The organism is Burkholderia sp. Ap-955, from assembly GCF_011753045.1.
Lineage (GTDB): Bacteria > Pseudomonadota > Gammaproteobacteria > Burkholderiales > Burkholderiaceae > Burkholderia > Burkholderia lata_D.
Window position 1 is genome coordinate 1 of the sequence record NZ_VWWH01000113.1, and the last position, 18,421, is coordinate 18,421.

Annotated in this window: 21 protein-coding genes; 19 read left to right on the forward strand and 2 right to left on the reverse strand. The window is 65.5% G+C overall.

The genetic code is table 11. The features are described 5' to 3' along the window. Positions 1 to 22 precede the first annotated feature (22 nt). Positions 23 to 424, forward strand: coding sequence for a Rieske 2Fe-2S domain-containing protein (locus F3J15_RS33225; RefSeq protein ID WP_043181955.1), 402 nt, complete (start codon positions 23 to 25; stop codon positions 422 to 424). A gap of 12 nt (positions 425 to 436) precedes the next feature. Then, positions 437 to 1,429, forward strand: coding sequence for a S49 family peptidase (locus tag F3J15_RS33230; protein WP_166896501.1), 993 nt, complete (start codon positions 437 to 439; stop codon positions 1,427 to 1,429). Between the two features lie 57 nt (positions 1,430 to 1,486). On the opposite strand, the gene F3J15_RS33235 is transcribed toward F3J15_RS33230, so the two are convergent. Both F3J15_RS33235 and F3J15_RS33240 read right to left on the reverse strand, forming a co-directional pair. Continuing rightward, the gene (locus F3J15_RS33235) at positions 1,487 to 2,209 is read right to left on the reverse strand and encodes an SAM-dependent methyltransferase (protein ID WP_166896503.1); all 723 of its coding nucleotides are present in this window, start codon (positions 2,207 to 2,209) and stop codon (positions 1,487 to 1,489) included. Beyond that, the gene (locus F3J15_RS33240; protein WP_089483579.1) at positions 2,206 to 2,838 is read right to left on the reverse strand and encodes a Maf-like protein; all 633 of its coding nucleotides are present in this window, start codon (positions 2,836 to 2,838) and stop codon (positions 2,206 to 2,208) included. Before F3J15_RS33240 ends, F3J15_RS33235 begins: the two co-directional genes overlap by 4 nt. Positions 2,839 to 3,068: 230 nt before the next feature. On the opposite strand from F3J15_RS33240, the gene F3J15_RS33245 reads away from it, so the two are divergent. From F3J15_RS33245 to rnc, 17 genes are all read left to right on the forward strand, one after another. Then, entirely contained in the window at positions 3,069 to 3,704 is a 636-nt protein-coding gene (locus F3J15_RS33245) for a DUF177 domain-containing protein (protein ID WP_166896505.1), read from the forward strand. A 98-nt stretch (positions 3,705 to 3,802) separates the two neighbouring features. Further along, complete coding sequence (gene rpmF / locus F3J15_RS33250) at positions 3,803 to 3,982, forward strand: 50S ribosomal protein L32 (RefSeq protein WP_006051932.1); 180 nt, start codon at positions 3,803 to 3,805, stop codon at positions 3,980 to 3,982. 129 nt (positions 3,983 to 4,111) lie between these two features. Beyond that, on the forward strand, positions 4,112 to 5,218 hold the full coding sequence (plsX, locus tag F3J15_RS33255; RefSeq protein ID WP_166896507.1) for a phosphate acyltransferase PlsX: 1,107 nt from the start codon (positions 4,112 to 4,114) through the stop codon (positions 5,216 to 5,218). After that, positions 5,219 to 6,208: a beta-ketoacyl-ACP synthase III gene (locus F3J15_RS33260; protein WP_069247478.1), complete on the forward strand. Its 990-nt coding sequence runs from the start codon at positions 5,219 to 5,221 to the stop codon at positions 6,206 to 6,208. 83 nt (positions 6,209 to 6,291) lie between these two features. Then, positions 6,292 to 7,224: an ACP S-malonyltransferase gene (gene fabD, locus F3J15_RS33265; RefSeq protein WP_069247479.1), complete on the forward strand. Its 933-nt coding sequence runs from the start codon at positions 6,292 to 6,294 to the stop codon at positions 7,222 to 7,224. Positions 7,225 to 7,260: 36 nt separating this feature from the next. Beyond that, the gene (fabG, locus tag F3J15_RS33270; protein ID WP_006476504.1) at positions 7,261 to 8,010 is read left to right on the forward strand and encodes a 3-oxoacyl-ACP reductase FabG; all 750 of its coding nucleotides are present in this window, start codon (positions 7,261 to 7,263) and stop codon (positions 8,008 to 8,010) included. A gap of 144 nt (positions 8,011 to 8,154) precedes the next feature. Beyond that, positions 8,155 to 8,394 carry an acyl carrier protein gene (acpP, locus tag F3J15_RS33275; RefSeq protein WP_004197638.1) on the forward strand — a complete coding sequence of 80 codons (240 nt, stop codon included), beginning with the start codon at positions 8,155 to 8,157 and terminating at the stop codon, positions 8,392 to 8,394. 167 nt (positions 8,395 to 8,561) lie between these two features. Next, a complete protein-coding gene (fabF, locus tag F3J15_RS33280; RefSeq protein ID WP_069247480.1) occupies positions 8,562 to 9,794 on the forward strand; it encodes a beta-ketoacyl-ACP synthase II in 1,233 nt (410 codons plus the stop codon). 12 nt (positions 9,795 to 9,806) lie between these two features. Further along, a complete protein-coding gene (locus tag F3J15_RS33285) occupies positions 9,807 to 10,271 on the forward strand; it encodes a hypothetical protein (protein WP_166896509.1) in 465 nt (154 codons plus the stop codon). Positions 10,272 to 10,362: 91 nt separating this feature from the next. Beyond that, complete coding sequence (rpoE, locus tag F3J15_RS33290) at positions 10,363 to 10,962, forward strand: RNA polymerase sigma factor RpoE (protein ID WP_069247482.1); 600 nt, start codon at positions 10,363 to 10,365, stop codon at positions 10,960 to 10,962. Positions 10,963 to 11,048: 86 nt separating this feature from the next. Continuing rightward, positions 11,049 to 11,666 (forward strand): sigma-E factor negative regulatory protein, encoded by a 618-nt coding sequence (locus F3J15_RS33295; protein WP_027788009.1) that lies wholly within the window; start codon positions 11,049 to 11,051, stop codon positions 11,664 to 11,666. A gap of 5 nt (positions 11,667 to 11,671) precedes the next feature. Beyond that, entirely contained in the window at positions 11,672 to 12,724 is a 1,053-nt protein-coding gene (locus F3J15_RS33300; protein ID WP_039348382.1) for a MucB/RseB C-terminal domain-containing protein, read from the forward strand. A gap of 16 nt (positions 12,725 to 12,740) precedes the next feature. Next, on the forward strand, positions 12,741 to 14,240 hold the full coding sequence (locus F3J15_RS33305) for a DegQ family serine endoprotease (protein WP_166896511.1): 1,500 nt from the start codon (positions 12,741 to 12,743) through the stop codon (positions 14,238 to 14,240). A gap of 7 nt (positions 14,241 to 14,247) precedes the next feature. Then, a complete protein-coding gene (locus tag F3J15_RS33310; RefSeq protein WP_069247484.1) occupies positions 14,248 to 14,490 on the forward strand; it encodes a glutaredoxin family protein in 243 nt (80 codons plus the stop codon). 193 nt (positions 14,491 to 14,683) lie between these two features. Beyond that, on the forward strand, positions 14,684 to 16,477 hold the full coding sequence (gene lepA / locus F3J15_RS33315) for a translation elongation factor 4 (protein ID WP_166896513.1): 1,794 nt from the start codon (positions 14,684 to 14,686) through the stop codon (positions 16,475 to 16,477). Between the two features lie 16 nt (positions 16,478 to 16,493). Continuing rightward, positions 16,494 to 17,387 carry a signal peptidase I gene (lepB, locus tag F3J15_RS33320; RefSeq protein WP_069247486.1) on the forward strand — a complete coding sequence of 298 codons (894 nt, stop codon included), beginning with the start codon at positions 16,494 to 16,496 and terminating at the stop codon, positions 17,385 to 17,387. A gap of 154 nt (positions 17,388 to 17,541) precedes the next feature. Beyond that, the coding region (rnc, locus tag F3J15_RS33325) for a ribonuclease III (protein ID WP_166896515.1) at positions 17,542 to 18,421 on the forward strand (880 nt) is incomplete at its 3' end.

An 18,421-nucleotide genomic window follows, 5' to 3' on the forward strand; every position in this document is an offset into this window, starting at 1 on the left:
CCGCGTGGCTGCGGGAGCACGCGTGAGCGCGGCGCCGGACGCCGTGCGCGTGTGCGCATCGGATGCCCTGGCCGACGGCGGCGCCGGCGTGCGCGTCGACGCGACGCTGCGCGGCGAGCAGGCCGTCGTGTTCTTCGTGCGCTACGAGGGCCAGGCATACGGCTACCTGAATCGCTGCGCGCATGTGCCGATGGAGCTCGACTGGGCCGAAGGGCAGTTCTTCGAATCGTCGGGCCTCTACCTGATGTGCGCGACGCATGGCGCGATCTACGAGCCGAACACCGGCAAGTGCGTCGGCGGCCCGTGCCGGGGTGGCCGCCTGCGGCCGGTCGAGGTCGACGAGCGCGACACGTCCGACGGGCGTGCGGTATTCTGGGTGCCCGACGCCGACCTGCGTCCCGCCGTTCCCGCTACGACCGACTAACGACAACCCTGCATGGCCGACCAACCGAATTCCCCGGATTCCTCCTCCCGTCCCGACAGCCGTGAACCGAACTGGGAGCGCGCGGCGCTCGAGCGGATCGCGCTCGCGGCCGTCAAGGAGCAGCGCGCGGCGCGGCGCTGGAAGATCTTCTTCCGCTTCGCGTTCCTCGCCGTATTCGTGCTGTTCGCGTTCGCGCTGATCGATTTCTCGAGCGATTCGAAGTTTTCGTCGAGCGGGCGACATACGGCCCTCGTGACGATCGACGGCGAGATCGCGGCCGGCGTGAACGCAAACGCCGAGGACATCAATACCGCGCTCGACGCCGCGTTCGACGACGACGGCACCGTCGGGGTCGTGCTGCGGATCAACAGCCCGGGCGGCAGCCCGGTGCAGGCCGGGATGGTCTACGACGAGATCCGCCGGCTGCGCGCGAAGCATCCGGACAAGCCGTTGTATGTCGTCGTGACCGACATGTGCGCATCGGGCGGCTATTACATCGCGTCCGCGGCCGACAAGATCTTCGTCGACAAGGCGAGCATCGTCGGGTCGATCGGCGTGCTGATGGACGGGTTCGGCTTTACCGGGCTGATGGGCAAGCTCGGTGTCGATCGGCGCCTGCATACGTCGGGCGAAAACAAGGGCTTCTACGACCCCTTCTCGCCGGAAACGCCGAAGATGGACGCGCATGCGCAGGCATTGCTCGACCAGGTGCACGCGCAGTTCATCAAGGCCGTGAAGGATGGCCGCGGCAAGCGGCTGCACGAGACGCCCGACATGTTCTCGGGCCTGTTCTGGACCGGCGAGAAGAGCGTCGAGCTCGGGCTTGCGGACGGCTACGGCACGACCGACACGGTCGCGCGCGACGTGCTGAAGGCGCCGGATCTCGTCGACTATACGGTGAAGGAAAGCCTGACGAACCGCGTCGCGCGCAAGTTTGGCGCGGCCGTCGGCGGCGCCGCGATGAAGGCGCTGACGGCCGGCGGTGCGTCGGTCAGCCTGCGCTGACCGGAGGCGGGCGGGCCGCGATGGCCCGCCGTTCACCAGGCGGTTCGCCTGCCGCGTTCAGTTCGCCAGCAGCAGGAAGATCGCAGGGCGCTTGTGCAGATTCGGCGCAGGCGCCTTTTTCCAGTCCGCAACGGTACGGCTCGCGATCGTCTCGGTCGGGAGGGTCAGGTCAGCCGCGACGCAGATCTGCGTCGACGGCGCGCAGGTCGCGACGAGCGTGTCGAGCATCGCCTGATTCCGGTACGGCGTTTCGATGAAGATCTGCGTCTGGCGCGCCTTGCGTGACAGTTGCTCGAGTTCGCGCAGGCGTTTGGCGCGCGCGGCCGCGTCGACCGGCAGGTAGCCGTTGAATGCGAAGCTCTGTCCGTTCAGGCCCGATGCCATCAGCGCGAGCAGGATCGAACTCGGCCCGACGAGCGGCACCACCTTCACGCCGCGTTCGTGCGCGCGGCGCACCAGCAAGGCACCGGGGTCGGCGACGGCCGGGCAGCCGGCTTCGGACACGAGGCCGGCGTCCGCACCGGCCAGCACGGGCGCGAGCAGCCGGTCGATGGCGCCGGCCGGCGTGTTGACGTTCAGTTCGCTGATCTCGATTTCCTGGATCGGGCGCGTCGTGCCGATCTTCTTCAGAAATGCACGTGTCGTCTTCGCGTTCTCGCCGATGTAATAGCCGAGCGTGCCGGCGCGTGCCTGCACGGTCGCGGGCAGGACGGCCGCGAGCATCGACTCGTCGCCTTCGCCGAGCGTGTTCGGGACGAGGTAAAGCGTGCCGGCGGTCATGCGCGGTCTCCACGGGTGGTTGCAAACAACGGATAGTCGGCGGCGCGCAGCATGCGCGTGAGCGCGATCAGCGGCAGACCGACGAGCGCGGTCGGATCGTTCGAGTCGATCGCGTCGAGCAGCGCGATGCCGAGCCCTTCGGACTTCGCGCTGCCGGCGACGTCGTACGGCGTTTCGGCGCGCAGGTACGCGTCGAGTTCGGCCTCGGGCAGCGAGCGGAAGCGCACGTGCGTGACGATGTCCTCGACCTGTGCTTCGCCCGTCCGGCTGTCGTACAGGCAGAGCGCGCTGTGGAATTCGACTTCTCGGCCCTGCATCGACACGAGTTGTGCGAGCGCACGCTCATGGGTGCCGGGCTTGCCGATCTGGAGGCCGTCGAAGGTCGCGACCTGGTCCGACCCGATCACGAGCACGCCGTCCGGCGCGTCGATGGTGGCGGCGACGGCGCGCGCTTTCGCGCCGGCGAGCCGCAGGGCGGTCGCGGCCGGCATTTCGCCGTCGTGCGGGGTTTCGTCGAGGTCGGGCGACACGACGTCGAAGGGGAGGCCGAGGCGCTCGAGGAGCGCGCGGCGGTAGCGTGAACTGGAGGCAAGAATCAGCCGCGGCGGGCGGCAAACGGTATCCGGCATGGTCGGTTGGATCGGTGAGTCGTCGGGTGTTGTGTGGCGTTGCGCGGACGCAAGCTTAAGTGATTGACCGCAAAAGGTAAAACAGGTATGCTTTCCCGCTTTTCGTCGGCAGGCTTCCGTTGTGGTGGCGCCTGCCGGGTCTTCGGAAGTAAAGTACGTCATCCGTGGATGAGCCGTACGCGAGCGGTACCAAGCCGGATTCGCAAGTCAGCCTGTAGGCAGGAGCGCATATGAACACTTCTTCTGGCAAACCGGCTGCGGCGCTTGATCCGCATGCAATCGACCTGTTCGAGTTCGCCCGCAGCGGGCGGCAGGCAGCCGGTGCGGTGCGCCTCTCGCAACTGCCGCGCATGTTAAACGAAGTGCCCGCGGACGCGCCAGATCGCGACACGGTCTTCACATGGCAGGCGGAAGGGTTCACCCAGAAGGAATTGCAGGACGACGGCGCCGACGGGCAGCAGCCGTATCTGCGCCTTGCGGTGCACGGCCATGCGTGGCTCACGTGCCAGCGCTGCATGACCCCGTACGACCAGACGTTCGACGTCGACATGACGTACCGGGTCGTCGCGACCGAAGAAGAAGCTGAAGAATTTCCGCTCGACGACGATGAAGCCGATGTGATCGTGGGCTCACGCCAGTTCGATCTCGTCGACTTGATCGAAGAGGAATTGCTGCTTTCGTTGCCGCTCGTGCCCAAGCACGAGGTTTGCCCGGCAGTTCACGAAAGCCTCGTGTCGGGTGCGAGCGGTCCCGCGGAAGAGTCGGACGAAGCGTCCGGCGAAGCCGGGGACGAAGGCAAACGGCCGAATCCGTTCGCAGCGCTGGAAGCGTTGAAGAAGGACGGTGACGGCACCAAGAAACACTAAGCAGTTGTGGCGCGGGAAGGCGTAAAGGCTTTGGGCCAGGGTAGTTAAGCGCCGGATCGGGCTGTGTTAGAATCCGGAAAATTATTTAGGAGTTAGTCATGGCAGTCCAGCAAAACAAGAAGTCGCCGTCGAAGCGCGGCATGCATCGTTCGCACGATTTCCTGACGGCAGCGCCGCTGGCAGTCGAGCCGAGCACGGGTGAAGTGCATCTGCGTCACCACGTCAGCCCGAACGGCTACTACCGCGGCAAGAAAGTCGTCAAGACGAAGAACGACTAAGCGTCAAGTCACGCGTTGCGCGCTACGCTTGCCGTTCGCGTGACAACTGGTTCGCTTGACACTTTCCTGGCTCAACAAAAAGGCGGCATTCAACTGCCGCTTTTTTGTGCCTGAAATTCGTCGCATTCCATGACCGTAAAGCTCACAATCGATTGCATGGGAGGCGACCACGGCCCGTCCGTGACCGTTCCCGCGGCAGTCAAGTTCGTCCGCGCGCATCCCGATGCGCACCTGATGCTCGTCGGCATCGAAAGCGCGATCCGCGCTCAGCTGAAGAAGCTGAAAGCCCTCGACGATCCCGCGCTGACCATCGTTCCCGCCACCGAAGTCGTGGCGATGGACGACCCTGTCGAAGTGGCGCTGCGCAAGAAGAAGGATTCTTCGATGCGCGTCGCGCTCAACCACGTCAAGGAAGGCGCGGCGCAGGCCTGCATCTCCGCCGGCAATACCGGCGCGCTGATGGCCGTTTCCCGTTACGTACTCAAGACGCTGCCCGGCATCGAGCGGCCCGCGATCGCGTTCGCCCTGCCGAACCCGACCGGCTACACGATGATGCTGGACCTCGGCGCGAACGTCGACTGCGAACCGCAGCACCTGCTGCAGTTCGCGGAAATGGGGCACGCACTCGTGGCGGCGCTCGAAGGCAAGGAACGTCCGACGATCGGCCTGCTGAACATCGGCGAAGAGATGATCAAGGGCAACGAGACGATCAAGCGCGCAGGCGAACTGCTGCGCGCCAGCACGCTCAATTTCCGCGGCAACGTCGAAGGCAACGACATCTACAAGGGCACGGTCGACGTGATCGTGTGCGACGGCTTCGTCGGCAACGTCGCGCTGAAGACGTCCGAGGGGCTCGCGCAGATGCTGTCGGACATCATCCGCGAGGAGTTCGGCCGTTCGCTGATGTCGAAGCTGATGGCGCTGCTCGCGCTGCCTGTCCTGATGCGTTTCAAGAAGCGCGTCGACCACCGCCAGTACAACGGCGCGGCGCTGCTGGGGCTGAAAAGCCTCGTGATCAAGAGCCACGGTTCGGCCGATGCCTATGCGTTTGAGTGGGCGATCAAACGCGGGTATGATGCCGTCAAAAACGGCGTGCTGGAGCGCCTCGCGCGCGCGATGGCGGATAATTCAGTGTCGCTCGGCGAAGGCGAACACGACTCGGGCGGCGCGGGCCATGCAAGCCCCGCCGCAGGCCATCACGCCGAACCTTCCGCTGCGCAATCCTCTAAAGCATAAATGGCCCAATCGACTCTCTATTCCCGCGTGCTCGGCACGGGCAGCTACCTGCCGCCTGACCGCGTCACGAACCAGCAGTTGACCGATCGTCTTGCGAAGGAAGGCATCGAGACGAGCGATGAATGGATCGTGGCGCGCACGGGTATCCATGCGCGCCATTTCGCCGCACCGGACGTCACCACCAGCGACCTCGCGCTCGAGGCGTCGCGTCGCGCGATCGAAGCCGCCGGCATCGATCCGCAGTCGATCGACCTGATCATCGTAGCGACTTCGACCCCCGATTTCGTGTTCCCGAGCACCGCGTGCCTGCTGCAGAACAAGCTCGGCATCAAGAACGGCGGCGCGGCGTTCGACGTGCAGGCCGTGTGTTCGGGCTTCGCGTACGCGATGGCGACGGCCGACAGCTTCATCCGCAGCGGCCAGCACCGCACGGCGCTCATCGTCGGCGCGGAGACGTTCTCGCGCATTCTCGACTTCAAGGACCGCACGACCTGCGTGCTGTTCGGCGACGGCGCGGGCGCGGTCATCCTGTCCGCGTCGGAAGAGCCGGGCGTGCTCGGCAGCGCGCTGCACGCGGACGGCAGCTATTCGCACATCCTCTGCACGCCGGGCAACGTCAACCGAGGCGTGATCGAAGGCAGCGCGTTCCTGTACATGGACGGGCAGGCCGTGTTCAAGCTCGCGGTCAACGTGCTCGAGAAGGTCGCGATCGAGGCGCTCGCGAAGGCGAATCTCGCGCCCGAGCAGATCGACTGGCTGATTCCGCACCAGGCCAACATCCGCATCATGACCAGCACCTGTCGCAAGCTCGGCCTGCCGCAGGAGCGCATGGTCGTGACGGTCGACCAGCACGGCAACACGTCGGCCGCGTCGATCCCGCTGGCGCTCGATACCGCGGTGCGCGACGGTCGCATCCAGCGCGGCCAGCACGTGCTGATCGAAGGCGTCGGCGGCGGCTTCACCTGGGGCGCGTCGGTCTTCCGCTACTGATCCGCGGCGCGCGACTGCTGCGCGCGGATCCCATCGGCGCGCCATTCGTGCGCGCCGTCCGAATCGATTCAATTGGGGACGATATGAAATTTGCATTCGTATTTCCGGGGCAGGGCTCGCAGGCGGTCGGCATGCTCAACGCATTCGCCGATCTGGCCGTCGTGCGCGAGACGCTCCAGGAAGCGTCCGATGCACTCAATCAGGATCTCGGCAAGCTGATCGCCGAAGGCCCGGCCGAAGAGCTGAACCTCACCACCAACACGCAGCCCGTGATGCTGACCGCAGCCTATGCGTGCTATCGCGCGTGGCAGCAGGCAGGCGGCCCGGCGCCGGCGATCGTTGCCGGCCACAGCCTCGGTGAATACACGGCGCTCGTCGCCGCAGGCGCACTCGCGTTCAAGGACGCGGTGCCGCTCGTGCGCTTCCGCGCGCAGGCGATGCAGACGGCCGTGCCGGTCGGCCAGGGCGGCATGGCCGCGATCCTGGGCCTCGATGACGACACGGTGCGTGCGGTTTGCGCCGAAGCCGCGGAAGCGGGCGTCGTCGAAGCGGTGAACTTCAATGCACCCGCGCAGGTCGTTATCGCAGGCAACAAGGCCGCGGTCGAAAAGGCCTGCGAAATCGCAAAGGCGAAGGGCGCGAAGCGCGCACTGCCGCTGCCGGTGTCGGCGCCGTTCCATTCGTCGCTGCTCAAGCCGGCGTCGGATCAACTGCGCGACTATCTTGCGAACGTCGACGTCAAGGCGCCGCAGATTCCGGTCGTCAACAACATCGACGTCGCCGTGGTCAGCGATCCGGCTGCGATCAAGGATGCGCTGGTGCGCCAGGCCGCAGGCCCGGTGCGCTGGGTCGAGTGCGTGCGGCACATCGCCGGCACGGGTGTCACGCACGTGATCGAATGCGGTCCGGGCAAGGTGCTCGCCGGCCTGACGAAGCGCATCGACGGCAACCTGACGGGCGCGTCGGTATTCGATCCGGCTTCGCTCGACGAAGCGCTCAAGCTGGTGACCGCCTGACGCGGCACCTTTTCTCAAGAGACGGATATTCGATTCATGGACAAGACTCTCGATAAACAGGTTGCGATCGTCACCGGCGCATCGCGCGGCATCGGCCGTTCGATCGCGCTCGAACTCGCCCGCCTGGGTGCGACGGTGATCGGCACGGCGACGAGCGAATCGGGCGCCGCTGCCATTACCGCAGCGTTCGCGGAAGCGGGCGTCACGGGCCGCGGCGCGGTGCTGAACGTCAACGACGCGGCAGCCGCCGAGGCGCTGATCGACGCGACCGTGAAGGAATTCGGCGCGCTGAACGTGCTCGTCAACAACGCGGGCATCACGCAGGACCAGCTCGCGATGCGGATGAAGGACGAGGACTGGGACGCGGTGATCGACACCAACCTGAAGTCGGTGTTCCGCCTGTCGCGCGCCGTGCTCCGCCCGATGATGAAGGCGCGTGGCGGCCGCATCATCAACATCACGTCGGTGGTCGGCTCGGCCGGCAACCCGGGTCAGGTCAACTACGCGGCTGCGAAGGCCGGCGTGGCGGGCATGACGCGTGCGCTTGCACGTGAAATCGGCAGCCGCGGCATCACCGTGAACTGCGTGGCGCCGGGCTTCATCGACACCGACATGACGAAGACGCTGCCGGAAGAACAGCAGGCCGCGCTCAAGACCCAGATTCCGCTCGGCCGCCTCGGCAGCCCGGAAGACATCGCCCATGCCGTCGCGTTCCTCGCATCGCCGCAAGCCGGTTACATCACCGGTACGACGCTGCACGTGAACGGCGGCATGTACATGTCGTAACGATTTTCGTTTACCATCCGCGCCGTATCCCGTTTTTCAGGCGGATCGGTGCTTGATAGACCATCAAGCCAACGCGCGTTTTGGCGTCAGCAAACCTGATAAAATGCGCGCACTTGTAAATCTGAACTTTCCCTCGGAGGGGTAATGGACAACATCGAACAACGTGTCAAGAAGATCGTCGCTGAACAACTGGGCGTCGCCGAAGCCGAGATCAAGAACGAAGCTTCGTTCGTGAACGACCTGGGCGCCGACTCGCTCGACACCGTCGAACTGGTGATGGCTCTGGAAGACGAGTTCGGCATGGAAATCCCGGACGAAGAAGCAGAGAAGATCACGACGGTTCAGCAAGCGATCGACTACGCTCGCGCAAACGTCAAGGCGTAACGAGCGCCTTTCGCGCTTGTCCGCCACGTCGCCGCGATCTTCGCGATTGACGCGCCATCCTGCCGGCTTCGCGCCGGACGGACTAACAGCCACAGGGCTCGCAGGGCTGGTTCCTGTGGCCACTGTGGCTTTTGTTTTTGTCATCCAATAATGGAAAAGAGGTTACCGTGAGCCGCCGTCGTGTTGTTGTTACAGGCCTGGGGCTGATTTCGCCTGTTGGCAATAATGTTGCCGACGGCTGGGCCAATCTCGTCGCCGGCAAGTCCGGTATTGCCACCGTCACGAAGTTCGATGCGTCGAACCTCGCCTGCCAATTCGCGGGCGAAGTGAAGGGTTTCGTCGCCGAGGAGTACATCCCGGCGAAGGAAGCCCGAAACATGGATACGTTCATCCATTACGGCATCGCCGCCGGCGTCCAGGCCATCAAGGACAGCGGGCTGGAAGTGAACGAAGCCAATGCGGAACGCATCGGCGTGCTGGTCGGCTCCGGCATCGGCGGCCTGCCGATGATCGAAGATACGCACCAGACCTACGTCGATCGCGGCGCGCGCCGGATTTCGCCGTTCTTCGTGCCGGGTTCGATCATCAACATGATCTCGGGTCACCTGAGCATCATGTTCGGCCTGAAGGGCCCGAACCTCGCGGCCGTGACGGCCTGCACGACCGGCCTGCACAGCATCGGCCTCGCAGCGCGCCTGATCCAGGCCGGCGACGCCGACGTGATGGTCGCGGGCGGCGCCGAATCGACGGTGTCGCCGCTCGGCATCGGCGGTTTCGCGGCGGCGCGTGCGCTGTCGACCCGCAACGACGATCCGGCCAGCGCATCCCGTCCGTGGGACAAGGACCGCGACGGCTTCGTGCTGGGCGAGGGTGCCGGCGTGATGGTGCTCGAGGAGTACGAAGCGGCGAAGGCACGCGGTGCCAAGATCTACGCGGAAGTCTCGGGCTTCGGCATGACGGGCGACGCGTACCATATGACCGCGCCGAACATGGACGGCCCGCGCCGCTGCATGGTCGCGGCACTGCGCGACGCCGGCGTGAACCCGGACGAGGTCCAGTACCTGAACGCGCACGGCACGTCGACGCCGCTGGGCGACAAGAACGAGTCGGACGCGGTGAAGGCGGCCTTCGGCGAGCATGCGTACAAGATCGTCGTGAACTCGACGAAGTCGATGACGGGCCACCTGCTGGGCGGCGCGGGCGGCCTCGAATCGGTGTTCACGGTGCTGGCGCTGCACAACAACGTGTCGCCGCCGACCATCAACATCTTCAACCAGGACCCGGAGTGCGATCTCGACTACTGCGCGAACACCGCGCGTGACATGAAGATCGACGTTGCCGTGAAGAACAACTTCGGCTTCGGCGGCACCAACGGCACGCTGGTGTTCAAGCGCGTCTGACGCCGCAATCGCTTGACGAGTCCATTCGATGCTCCGGCCGGGCGTCCGCAGCGCTTTGCGTTGCGGGCCTCGGCCGTGTCGTATCTCGTGCTGGCCGTGTTCGTCGCATCGGCTACCGCGTCGGCCTACCTGTTCTGGGCGCCGCGCGCGGGCGCTGCCGCCGGCGCAGGCGTGTCGGCCGTGACGGCCGCGCTGCTGGCCGTGTGCGCTGCGCGGGCCTGTGCCCGTCGGCTGCCGGCCGAGTTGCAGATCGACGCATTCGGGGAAGTCGCGGCGTTTAGCCGCACCGGGCGCCTGCTGGCCCGCGGCCGCGTGACGGGCCATGCGCACTGGAGCAGCCTGCTGCTGGTGCTGTCAGTCGGGCAGGGCGCCCGGCGGGCCCGGCCGCTGCTGATTCCGGCCGATGCGCTCGACGCCGCATCGTTCAGCGCGCTTTCCGTGCTGGCGAGAACGGCGGGCGCGGCGGGGCGGGTTTGACGGCGGCACGGTTACCTACCGTAACCAGCGGCCGGCGCGGGAACGCTACAATATCGCTCCGCGTTGCATCCCTAGTTAACGGATTTGTCAGGTGAGTGAAAAAGAAATCGATCAGGCTCTGGTCGAGCGCGTACAGAAGGGCGACAAGGCAGCGTTCGAACTCCTGGTCTCCAAATACCACCGCAAGATCATTCGGCTGATCTCGCGCCTCGTGCGGGATCCCGCCGAGGTCGAGGATGTGGCCCAGGACGCGTTCATCAAGGCGTATCGTGCGCTGCCGCAATTCCGCGGTGAATCGGCGTTCTATACGTGGTTGTACCGAATTGCCGTCAACACGGCGAAGAACTACCTTGCGACGCAAGGCCGCCGGGCGCCGACCTCGACCGAGGCCGATGCGGAGGAAGCGGAAACTTTCTCCGACGCAGACCAACTAAGGGATATCAACACGCCTGAGTCGATGTTGATGAGCAAGCAGATTGCCGAGACGGTCAACGCTGCCATGGCTCTGCTGCCCGAAGAACTGCGCCAGGCAATTACGCTGCGCGAGATCGAGGGCCTGAGCTACGAAGAGATCGCGGAAATGATGGGCTGTCCGATCGGGACGGTCCGGTCGCGGATCTTCCGCGCACGTGAGGCAATCGCTTCCAAATTGCGTCCGCTGCTCGATACGCCCGAAGGCAAGCGCTGGTAAGCGCGACAGGCGGAGCGACGCGGGTCGGGGTCTAGTTACGGTTAGAGTCGTGAAGTCACGACGGGGTGTGCAAGATGGGGAGCATCATGGGGTCGGTCAATACGCAGTCGCAAGCGTGCTCGCGCGGCGAGCGCCTTTCCGCGCTGGTCGACGGCGAAATGTTCGATGGCCCGGACAACGGGCAGTTTCTGGCTGAGCTCAACCGCGCGGATCGCGCTGCGTGGGCCCATTACCACCTGATCGGCGATGCGCTGCGCTCGGACGAGCTCGCGCTGTCGCCTGCGCTGAGCGTCGCGTTCACCGCGCGCATGTCGGCTGCGCTCGAAAGCGAGCCGCACCTGCTCGCGCCGGCGGCCGCACCCGTTGCGCGCAAGCTGCTGTCGCTGCGCCGGCGCGTCGTGCCCGCGTTCGCGGTTGCCGCCGCGGCGGCCACGCTGACGTGGATCGTCGTTCCGCAAATGCAGACGGCCGGTGCCCCGGGCGCCGTCCAGGTCGCGTCGGCCGGTGCGCCGCAAGGCGGCAACCTGCAGCGCGTGACGGTTGCGCAGGCATCGGCCCAGCCGGGCCTGCAGGACGTCAACATCATCCGCGACGCCAGCCTCGACCAATACCTTGAAGCGCACCAGCAATTCGCGCAGCAGCCCGTCGTCACGGGTTCGATGCCGCTGATCCGCGCTGCCGTGACCACCACGCCAGGCCAATAAACCCGATGCGGACATTGCAGTTGAATCACGCCATCTCCGGATGGAAGCGGCTGCCGGCCCTCCTGCTTTGCGCAGCCGCCCTGTTGTCCGTTCAATCCCTTCCTGCCAGCGCCCAGCAACCGGACGATCCCGTCGCGACCCGCAAGGGTGCCGCCGACTGGCTCGACCGTGTCCAGCAAGCGGCGCAACAGCAGAGCTACGAAGGCACGTTCGTCTACCAGCGCGGCGGGTATGTGCAGTCGTCGCGCATCGCGCACGTCGCGTCCCGCGACGGCGAGTTCGAGCGCATCGAGACGCTCGACGGCAAGCCGCGCAAGCTGCTGCGCCATAACGACGAGCTGTACACGTTCGTGCCCGAGCGCAAGCTGTGCGTGGTCGAGCGCCGTCAGACGCGCGATTCGTTCCCCGCGCTGCTCGGCGCGAGCGGCGAGCACGTGATGTCCGTCTACGACGCGAAGTCGCTCGGCAAGGACCGCGTGGCGGGGATCGACGCGCAGGTCGTCGAGCTCGTGCCGAAGGATGCGTACCGCTTCACGTACAAGCTGTGGGCCGACGCGCGCACGGGGCTGCTGCTGCGCTCGCAGACGCTCGATGCGAACGATCACGTGCTCGAGCAGATCGCGTTCTCGCAATTGCAGACGGGCGGCGCAAGCGGCGACAAGGCCGCGATCGCGGCCGGCATGCGCAACCTGAACGGCTGGACGGTCGTACGGCCGCCGGTCGCGACGGTCGACATGGAAGCGCAGGGCTGGCAGCTCGCCCCGAGCGTGGCCGGTTTCCAGAAGATTCGCGAAGTGCGCCGGCCGATGGCCGCGCGCGACGCGGGTGAGCCGCCGATCCCGGTCGATCAGGCCGTCTTCACCGACGGTCTCGCGACGATCTCGGTTTTCATCGAGCCGGCCGAAAAGAATACACGCAAGGAAGGCGCGGGCAGCACCGGTGCAACGAACGTTCTCGTGAAGCGCCGCGGCGACTACTGGATCACCGTGCTCGGAGAAGTGCCGCCGGCTACGTTGCAGCAGTTCGCGTCTGCCATAGAATACAAGGCTTCCAAGTAACGCTACGGCTTCCGACATGACGAAACTCACGCTGCGCAAAGTGCTCGCGGCGGCGGCGCTGTGTGCCTGCCTGCCGCTCGTCCCGCAAACCGCGGTCGCTGTCACGTCTCCCGCTGCCAGCCTTCCCGATTTCGCCGATCTCGTCGAAAGGGTCGGCCCCGCGGTCGTGAACATCCGGACCACCGCGAACGTGCCGGTACCCGGCCCGCGCGGCGTGCTTCCGCCGGGTTTCGACAACGGCGACATGTCGGAATTCTTCCGCCGCTTCTTCGGCATTCCGCTGCCGCAGGCGCCGGGCAACGGCGGCGGCAATGGCGGCGGCAATCCGAAAAACGCGCCGACGCCGGACAATCCGCCCGACACCGAACAGAATCGCGGCGTCGGCTCGGGCTTCATCGTGTCGGCCGACGGCTACGTGATGACCAATGCGCACGTCGTCGACGATGCGGACACCATCTACGTGACGCTGACCGACAAGCGTGAATTCAAGGCGAAGCTGATCGGCGTCGACGATCGCACGGACGTCGCGGTCGTCAAGATCCAGGCGTCGAACCTGCCGGTCGTCGCAATTGGCGATTCGAACAAGGTGCGCGTCGGCGAGTGGGTCGTCGCGATCGGTTCGCCGTTCGGCCTCGACAACACGGTCACGGCCGGCATCGTCAGCTCGAAGAGCCGCAATACGGGCGACTACCTGCCGTTCATCCAGACCGACGTCGCCGTGAACCCCGGCAACTCGGGCGGCCCGCTGATCAACATGCAGGGCGAGGTGATCGGCATCAACTCGCAGATCTACAGCCGTACCGGCGGCTTCATGGGCATCTCGTTCGCGATTCCGATCGACGAGGCGATGCGCGTGGCCGACCAGCTGAAGGCGACGGGCAAGGTCACGCGCGGCCGGATCGCGGTGGCGATCGGCGAGGTGACGAAGGACGTGGCCGATTCGATCGGGCTGCCGAAGGCCGAGGGCGCGCTCGTCAGCAGCGTCGAGCCGGGTGGCCCGGCCGACAAGGCGGGTATCCAGCCGGGCGACATCATCCTGAAGTTCAACGGCCGTTCGGTCGATGCGGCGTCGGACCTGCCGCGCATGGTCGGCGACACGAAGCCCGGCACGAAGGCGACGGTCAGCGTGTGGCGCAAGGGTCAGGCTCGCGATCTGCCGATCACGATCGCGGAAACGCCGGCCGAAACGACGGCAAAGGCCGAGCAGCGCAAGAACGCGCCGCAGAAGCCGCGCCAGACCAATTCGCTCGGCCTGACGGTCAGTGACCTGACAGCGGAGCAGATGAAGACGCTGAAGCTGAAGAACGGCGTGCAGATCGATGGCGTCGACGGCCCGGCCGCCCGTGCGGGCCTGCAGCGCGGTGACATCGTGCTGCGCGTCGGCGACACCGACATCACGAACGCGAAGCAGTTTGCCGACGTGACTGCGCAGCTCGATCCGCAGAAGGCGGTCGCGGTGCTGGTGCGGCGTGGCGACAACACGCAGTTCGTGCCCGTGCGGCCGCGCCAGAAGTAACGCGCCGATGTTCACGCTCTACGGCCGCGGCTGGTGCCACCTGTGCGACGACATGCGCGACGCACTGGCGCCGGTGGCGGCCGAATTCGGCGTCGCGGTCGATTACGTCGACATCGACACCGATGCGGCACTCGTCGCCCGCTACGACGAGGACGTGCCCGTGCTGTTGCTGGACGGGGCGGAGGTATGCCGCCACCGGTTCGACGACGCACGGGTACGCGACGCGCTGACGTCCCGGCGCCGAGCCTGACCTGCCGCTGGCGGGCGTCGTTTCGCACGGGGCTTGACCCGTCAGGCGCCCCCGGCGGGCCACCGCACGGCACGGCGTAGTAAAACCCGCCCGGCAAAGGCCTTTTCGGCTAAAATAAGCTGTTTTTTCACCGACTTACACAAGGCGTGCTCTGCAGTCGTCGAGCGCGCCTTTTTCGCTTGATCGGCACTGAATGGATCATATTCGCAATTTCTCGATCATCGCGCACATCGACCATGGCAAGTCGACGCTCGCGGATCGCATCATCCAGGTATGCGGCGGCCTCGCCGACCGTGAAATGGAAGCGCAGGTGCTCGACTCGATGGATATCGAGCGCGAGCGCGGCATCACGATCAAGGCGCAGACTGCCGCGCTGTCCTATCGCGCGCGCGACGGCAAGATCTACAACCTGAACCTGATCGACACGCCGGGGCACGTCGACTTCTCGTACGAAGTCAGCCGTTCGCTGTCCGCGTGCGAAGGCGCACTGCTGGTCGTCGATGCGAGCCAGGGCGTCGAGGCGCAAACCGTCGCGAACTGCTACACGGCGATCGAGCTCGGCGTCGAGGTCGTTCCGGTGCTGAACAAGATCGACCTGCCGGCCGCGAACCCCGAGAACGCGATCGAGGAGATCGAGGACGTGATCGGCATCGACGCGACCGACGCGACGCGTTGCAGCGCGAAGACAGGCCTCGGCGTGGAAGACGTGCTCGAGTCGCTGATCGCGAAGGTGCCGCCGCCGAAGGGCGACCCGGCCGCGCCGCTGCAGGCGCTCATCATCGACTCGTGGTTCGACAACTACGTCGGCGTCGTGATGCTCGTGCGTATCGTCAACGGCACGCTGCGTCCGAAGGACAAGATCAAGATGATGGCGACCGGCGCGCAGTATCCGGTCGAGCACGTCGGGGTGTTCACGCCGAAGTCGCGCAACCTCGAATCGCTGTCGGCGGGGCAGGTCGGCTTCATCATCGCGGGCATCAAGGAACTGACGGCCGCGAAGGTCGGCGATACCGTCACGCACGTGGCCAAGGCCGCCACCGAGCCGCTGCCGGGCTTCAAGGAAGTGAAGCCGCAGGTGTTCGCGGGGCTGTATCCGGTCGAGGCGAACCAGTACGACGCGCTGCGCGAGTCGCTCGAGAAGCTGAAGCTGAACGACGCATCGCTGCAGTACGAGCCGGAAGTGTCGCAGGCGCTCGGCTTCGGTTTCCGCTGCGGCTTCCTCGGGTTGCTGCACATGGAAATCGTGCAGGAGCGGCTCGAGCGCGAGTTCGACATGGATCTCATCACGACCGCACCGACGGTCGTCTACGAGGTCGTGCAGAGCGACGGCTCGACGATCAAGGTCGAGAACCCGGCGAAGATGCCGGAGCCCGGCCGTATCGCGGAAGTCCGCGAGCCGATCGTCACCGTGAACCTGTACATGCCGCAGGATTACGTGGGCTCGGTGATCACGCTGTGCGAGCAGAAGCGCGGCTCGCAGATCAACATGCAGTATCACGGCCGCCAGGTGCAGCTCACGTACGAGATCCCGATGGCCGAGATCGTGCTCGACTTCTTCGATCGCCTGAAGTCGGTGTCGCGCGGCTATGCGTCGATGGACTACGAGTTCAAGGAATACCGTTCGTCGGACGTCGTGAAGGTCGACATGCTGATCAACGGCGACAAGGTCGATGCGCTGTCGGTCATCGTGCACCGTTCGCAGTCGCAATATCGCGGCCGCGAAGTCGCCGCGAAGATGCGCGAGATCATCCCGCGCCAGATGTACGACGTGGCGATCCAGGCCGCGATCGGCGCGCACATCGTCGCGCGCGAGAACATCAAGGCGCTGCGCAAGAACGTGCTCGCGAAGTGCTACGGCGGCGACATCACGCGAAAGAAGAAGCTGCTCGAGAAGCAGAAGGAAGGCAAGAAACGGATGAAGCAGGTGGGTTCGGTCGAGATCCCGCAGGAAGCGTTCCTTGCGATCTTGCGCGTCGAAGACAAATAACAGGACTGATCCTTTTATGAATTTTGCGCTGATTCTTTTTGTGCTCGTCGTCTTGACGGGCGTAGCGTGGGTGCTGGACAAACTGGTGTTCCTGCCGCAGCGACGCAAGGCGGCCGACTCGGCGATCGAGGAGTTCGATCGCCAGCAGTCGCGCATCGACAAGCGCTTCGCGGATGAAAACGCGGTGCAGACGCGTTCGAAGCTGCGTGACGAGAAGCTGCGCCAGCCGTGGTGGCTCGAGTACACGGCGAGCTTCTTTCCGGTGATCCTGGCGGTGTTCGTCGTGCGTTCGTTCGTCGTCGAGCCGTTCAAGATTCCGTCGGGCTCGATGGTGCCGACGCTGCTCGTCGGCGATTTCATCCTCGTCAACAAGTTCGAATACGGGCTGCGCCTGCCGGTCACGAACACGAAGATCACGCAGGGCAGCCCGCTGTCGCGCGGCGACGTCGTCGTGTTCCGTTATCCGAAGGACGAGTCGGTCGACTACATCAAGCGCGTGATCGGCCTGCCGGGCGATACCGTCGCGTACCAGGACAAGCAGCTCACGATCAACGGCCAGCCGGTGCCCGAAACGCCGCTGCCCGATTTCTTCGACGACGAGCGCCAGAACTACGCGAAGCAGTTCGAGGAAACGATCGGCAACAAGAAGAACGCGATCCTCAACAACCCGGCCGTGCCGCCGTTCGTGATGGGCGCATACGACTATCCGTTTCGCGACAACTGCACGTACAACAGCCGCGGCGTGATCTGCAAGGTGCCGCCGGGTCACTACTTCATGATGGGCGACAACCGCGACAACAGTGCGGACAGCCGCTACTGGGGTTTCGTGCCGGACCAGAACATCGTCGGCCGCGCGTTCTTCATCTGGATGAACTTTAGCGAACTGAAGCGCATCGGTTCCTTCAACTGATCGCATTCGACTCACTCGCACTACGCGACGCACGGGCCGCGTCGCGTAGTGCCGAACTACTTTAAGAACCGGCGGTAACACCGCCTCGTCACGCCTTTTCGCGTCCGGCCGTGCCGTTTCGGCCCGACCGGGCGCCCGCGTTATACTCCTGCACATGCCCTCATCCCAGTTGGAAAGCCGGCTGCGCTACGAATTTCGCAATGCGGAATTGTTGCGCCAGGCTTTGACCCATCGCAGTCACAGTGCCACGCACAACGAACGGCTCGAGTTTCTCGGCGATTCCGTTCTGAATTGCGCGGTGGCCGCCCTTTTGTTCCAGCGTTTCAGCAAGCTGGACGAAGGCGATCTGTCGCGCGTACGCGCCAACCTCGTCAAGCAGCAGTCGCTGTACGAAATTGCTCAGGCCCTGAATATCTCGGACGGGCTGCGGCTCGGCGAGGGCGAGCTGCGCAGCGGTGGGTTCCGCCGCCCGTCGATCCTCGCGGACGCGTTCGAAGCCATCATCGGGGCCGTGTTCCTCGATGGCGGCTTCGAAGCCGCCCAAGGGGTCATCAAGCGCCTCTATATCCCGATTCTCGACCACATCGATCCGCGCACGCTCGGCAAGGACGCGAAGACGCTGCTGCAGGAATACCTGCAGGGGCACAAGATCGCGCTGCCGACCTACACGGTGGTCGCGACGCATGGTGCGGCGCACAATCAGCAATTCGAAGTCGAATGCACGGTGCCGAAGCTCGACGTGAAGGTGTCGGGCTCCGGTGCGAGCCGGCGCGCAGCCGAGCAGGCTGCCGCGAAGAAGGCGCTCGATGAAGTGATGGCGGCCGCGCCGATGCTGGCCGCGAAGCCGAAGCGCTCGAAAAACGCGCGTGGGTCGAAGCATGTCGAACCCGAAATCGTGCCGGGCGTGAAGGGCGTGCAGGAAGCGCTCGACCTGCGCTCGCCGGAGCGGAAGGAACGCGCGGCGGCGCGCGAGGCGAGGGCGGCCGGTGCGGCGCCTGCGGCCACCGCCGCGACCGGTACCGAGCCGGCCGCGG